The organism is Thermodesulfobacteriota bacterium (assembly GCA_040755095.1).
In the GTDB taxonomy this organism is placed as follows: Bacteria; Desulfobacterota; Desulfobulbia; order Desulfobulbales; family JBFMBH01; genus JBFMBH01.
In genome coordinates, this window is record JBFMBH010000224.1 from 1 (window position 1) to 3,399 (window position 3,399).

The 3,399-nt window shown below is 71.7% G+C and carries 3 protein-coding genes; 2 read left to right on the forward strand and 1 reads right to left on the reverse strand.

Annotation, left to right across the window (positions count from 1 at the left end):
* Nucleotides 1-852 (forward strand): hypothetical protein (locus AB1634_19030; protein ID MEW6221606.1); only part of this gene is annotated, 852 nt, incomplete at its 5' end.
* A gap of 27 nt (nt 853-879) precedes the next feature.
* Complete coding sequence (locus AB1634_19035) at nt 880-3,015, forward strand: hypothetical protein (protein ID MEW6221607.1); 2,136 nt, start codon at nt 880-882, stop codon at nt 3,013-3,015.
* Nucleotides 3,016-3,185: 170 nt separating this feature from the next.
* Here AB1634_19035 and AB1634_19040 read toward each other — a convergent pair.
* Nucleotides 3,186-3,399: hypothetical protein (locus tag AB1634_19040; GenBank protein MEW6221608.1), on the reverse strand; the 214-nt coding region annotated here is incomplete at its 5' end.

The following is a 3,399-nucleotide window of genomic DNA, read 5'->3' on the forward strand; positions in this document are numbered from 1 at the left end:
CAGGCGCTCCAGGGGTGGCTGCCGGCCTGGCTGCCGCTGCCCCTGCCGGCGCCCTTTCTGCTCGGCCTGGACGCCCAGCTGGCCGAAACCGGGTATCCGGCCTACCTCCTGGGCCGGTTCAACGCCTCCGGCTTTCCCCACTACTACCTGGTGGCCTGGCTGGTGAAGACGCCGGAGCCGTTCCTGGTGGCGACCCTCCTGGCCCTTCTCGGCGGCCGCCTGCAGCCCCGGGAGCTGCCGGCCCTGGCCATGGGGCTGGGATCCTTGCTCGTCTTCTCCCTGGCCGGCCACAAGAACATCGGCATCCGTTACCTGCTCTTCCTGATTCCGGTAGCGGCCCTGGCCTGCGGCCGGCTGGCAGCGGCCGGCCGCGGCCTCTTGGCCAGGCCCGCCTGGCTGCGGCCGGCGGTGCTGGTCCTCCTGGCCGGCTGGCAGCTGGCCGTGGCCGTTACCGCCTGGCCGGACTTTCTGGCCTATTTCAACCAGGCCAGCGGCGGCACCGCCGCCGGGCACCGCTATCTTCTGGACTCCAACCTGGACTGGGGCCAGGACCTCATCGCCCTGGCCGACTACCAGGATCGGCACCGCATCCCGGTGATCGAGCTGGCCGCCTTCACCCGGCTGCCGCCGGAGATCTACGGCATCCGCTACCGGACCCTGACCGGCGAGCCGGCCGGCCGCCACGTGGCGGTGAGCGCCAACCTGCTCTGGGGCCGCATGTATTTCGTGAACGGCACCGACTTCTGGCCCGGCGACCCGGACCTCTATGCCCGGTTCCGGGATCTGTCGCCCCAGGCCATCCTGGGCGGCAGCCTCTATCTTTTTGACCTGGGCCCGGTCCCCGAGCCCTGACCACCGGCCTGAACAACAAGGAGGGTCATGGCCAGCCACCCCCCAGCCGGCGGCCGCAACGCCGCATCCCTTCTGCCCTGGCTGCTGGTGCTCGCTGTCCTGGCCCTGGCCGCCGGCTTCTTCCTGGCCTGGCCCATCACCGGCCTGGCCGACACCGATCTGTGGTACCACCTGAACGGCGGCCGCTTTCTGGCCCGCCACGGCCAGGTGCCGGCCTCCGGCTTCTTCTCGTTCCTGGCCGCCGGCCGCACCTGGACCAACTACTACTGGCTGTTCCAGGCCATGGTCTACGGCCTGCACCAGGCCGTAGGCCCCCTGGGCCTCATCGGCCTGCGGGCCGGACTCTTCCTCGCCACCATGCTGGCCGCTGCCTTTCTGCTGCTGGCCGATGAAAAGCGGCCCGGGCTGCGGGCCAGCCATGCCCTCCTGGCGGCGGTCGTGGTGCTGGCCCTCCTGGTGCGGCCGCTCATGGGGGTGCGACCGCATCTGGTCTCCTACCTGTTTCTGGCGCTCTTTCTGGCCGTGGCCGAGCGCCGGCCCCGGTGGATGCTCGTTCTGCCCCTGATCGCCGCCGCCTGGGCCAACCTGCACGGGGTGGAGTATCCGGTGGCCTTCCTGGTGGTGGTGGCCTGTCTCGCCGACGCCCTCTGGAGCCGCTGGCGCACCGGGGTCTCGTCCAGCTCCGGCCGCCAGCTGCTGGCCCTGGTGCTGGTGCCGCCGGCCTTCCTGCTGAGCCCGTTCGGCCTGGATCTTCTGGCGGTGCCCTTCCAGTCCGCCCCTCTCCAGCATCTCTATATCAACGAGCTGGCACGGCCGACCCTGGAAGGCCTGACCACGGTGCGCCTCCTGCCCCTGGACGCCCTGCCGGACAGCCTGGCCAATCTCCTTCTGGCCCTGGGGGGCGCCGCCCTGCTGGCCGGCCTCTGGCGCCGCCGCCTTGCGCCCCGCCATGCCATCCTCGCCGCCGGCGCGGCGCTCCTCCTCCTGCGGGCCGAGCGCTTCCGGGTGGAGGCGGTGCTCCTTCTTCTGCCCCTCATCCGGGAGCAGGCCCTCCTGCCGACGGCCTGGTGGAGCGCCGCGCCGGGGCGGCTCGGCTGGCTGGTCCTGGCCGGCGGACCGCTGGTGGCGACCGCCCTCCTCCTGGGGTCCCTGCTGCCGGCCCGGCCCCGCTACCCGGTAGCCATGACCGGCCTGCCGGCAGGGGTCGCCGCCTTTCTCGTCCAGGAGGGACCCGGTGGCCGGGTGCTCAACGACCCGGGCCACGGCGGCTTTCTGCAGTGGCAGCTGGGGGATCGGTACCGGATCGCCATGGATCTGGAGATGATGCTCTTCACCGACGCCGATGCCTTTGCGGTGGCCGCCGCCTTCCAGGACGAGGCAGCGTTTGCCAGGCTTGCGGCTGCCTGGCAGCCGGATTTTGTGATCCCCCGCCTGGGCAACCGCCGCTTCGCCGCCTTCATCGGCCAGCATCCCCGCTTCCAGCCGATCTTCTTCGACGAGACCTCGGTGCTCTATGTGGACCGCGACCGCCATCCTGATCTGGCGGCCCGCCACCGGCTGCAGGCCAGCGACCCCTTCGCCCTGGCCACCGGCCCCCTGGAGCTGCCGGCCGCGGCCGCCGGCCGCATCGCCCTGGCCGCCGAGCTGGACCGGCTGGCCGCGGTCTATGATGGGGATCCGCTGGTGGGTGAGCTGCGGGCCCGCCTGGCCGCAGCAGCCGGGGACGAAAGGCTGGCCCGAAGCCTTGCAGACTCTGTCCGGAGAATGGCGCCAGCGGCCAGTCGCAGCCACGCCCTGGTGGCGGACCTGGCGGCGGCCCGGGGCGACTGGCCGGCCGCCCGGGCGGCCTACCAGGCGGCGATCCGGCGAGCCGGCCCCGGCGGGCCGGCGGGCGGCCTTAGCCGGCGGCTGGCCGCCACCGCCGAGGCCATGGGCGACCTGCCCGCCGCCTACCAGGCGATGGCCGCCGGCGTCTCGCTCATTGATCCCGACAGCAGCAGCCTTGACCTCTACCGGCTGGGCCATCTGGCCCTCAGCACCGGCTGCCGCCAGGCCGCCGCCAACGCCCTGGGGCTGGCCCTGCTCAAGGTCCCGGCCGGGGACGAGCAGACTCGCACCCTGGTGGAGGCTGACCTGGCGCGTCTGGCCTCCGGCGCTCCCTGACCGCCCCCCGCTCAACGAAGATCCGGCTCGCGGCCAGATCGACAATCCGCATGCCCTGTTCCATCGATCGATCCTCCTGGTCCATTCAGTCCATGTGCGGTCCATACCGGCCATTCCGGCACCGCTGCAGCCATCAAACCATGGGATAAGGAGCAGCGCCTTGACTCAGATCAAGGGCGCTGGCGGTCCGAGAAGACGGGCGGCCGCAGGTTGTCCAGCAGGGTGGCGGCGATGATGAGGCCTGTGCCCAGCCATTCGTGGAGCTGGATGCTGGTGGTGGCCAGGAGGGCATAGGAGACGGTGCCAGCCACCAGCTCGAAGAGCATGAGGATGTTCACCCGGTAGCTCTCGAGACGGGTGAGGGCGAAGAGGATGCACCAGGAG

Excerpts from the sequence above, each read along its gene's own strand:
- AB1634_19035 (MEW6221607.1), top strand. The coding sequence starts at position 880 with ATGGCCAGCCACCCCCCAGCCGGCGGCCGCAACGCCGCATCCCTTCTG.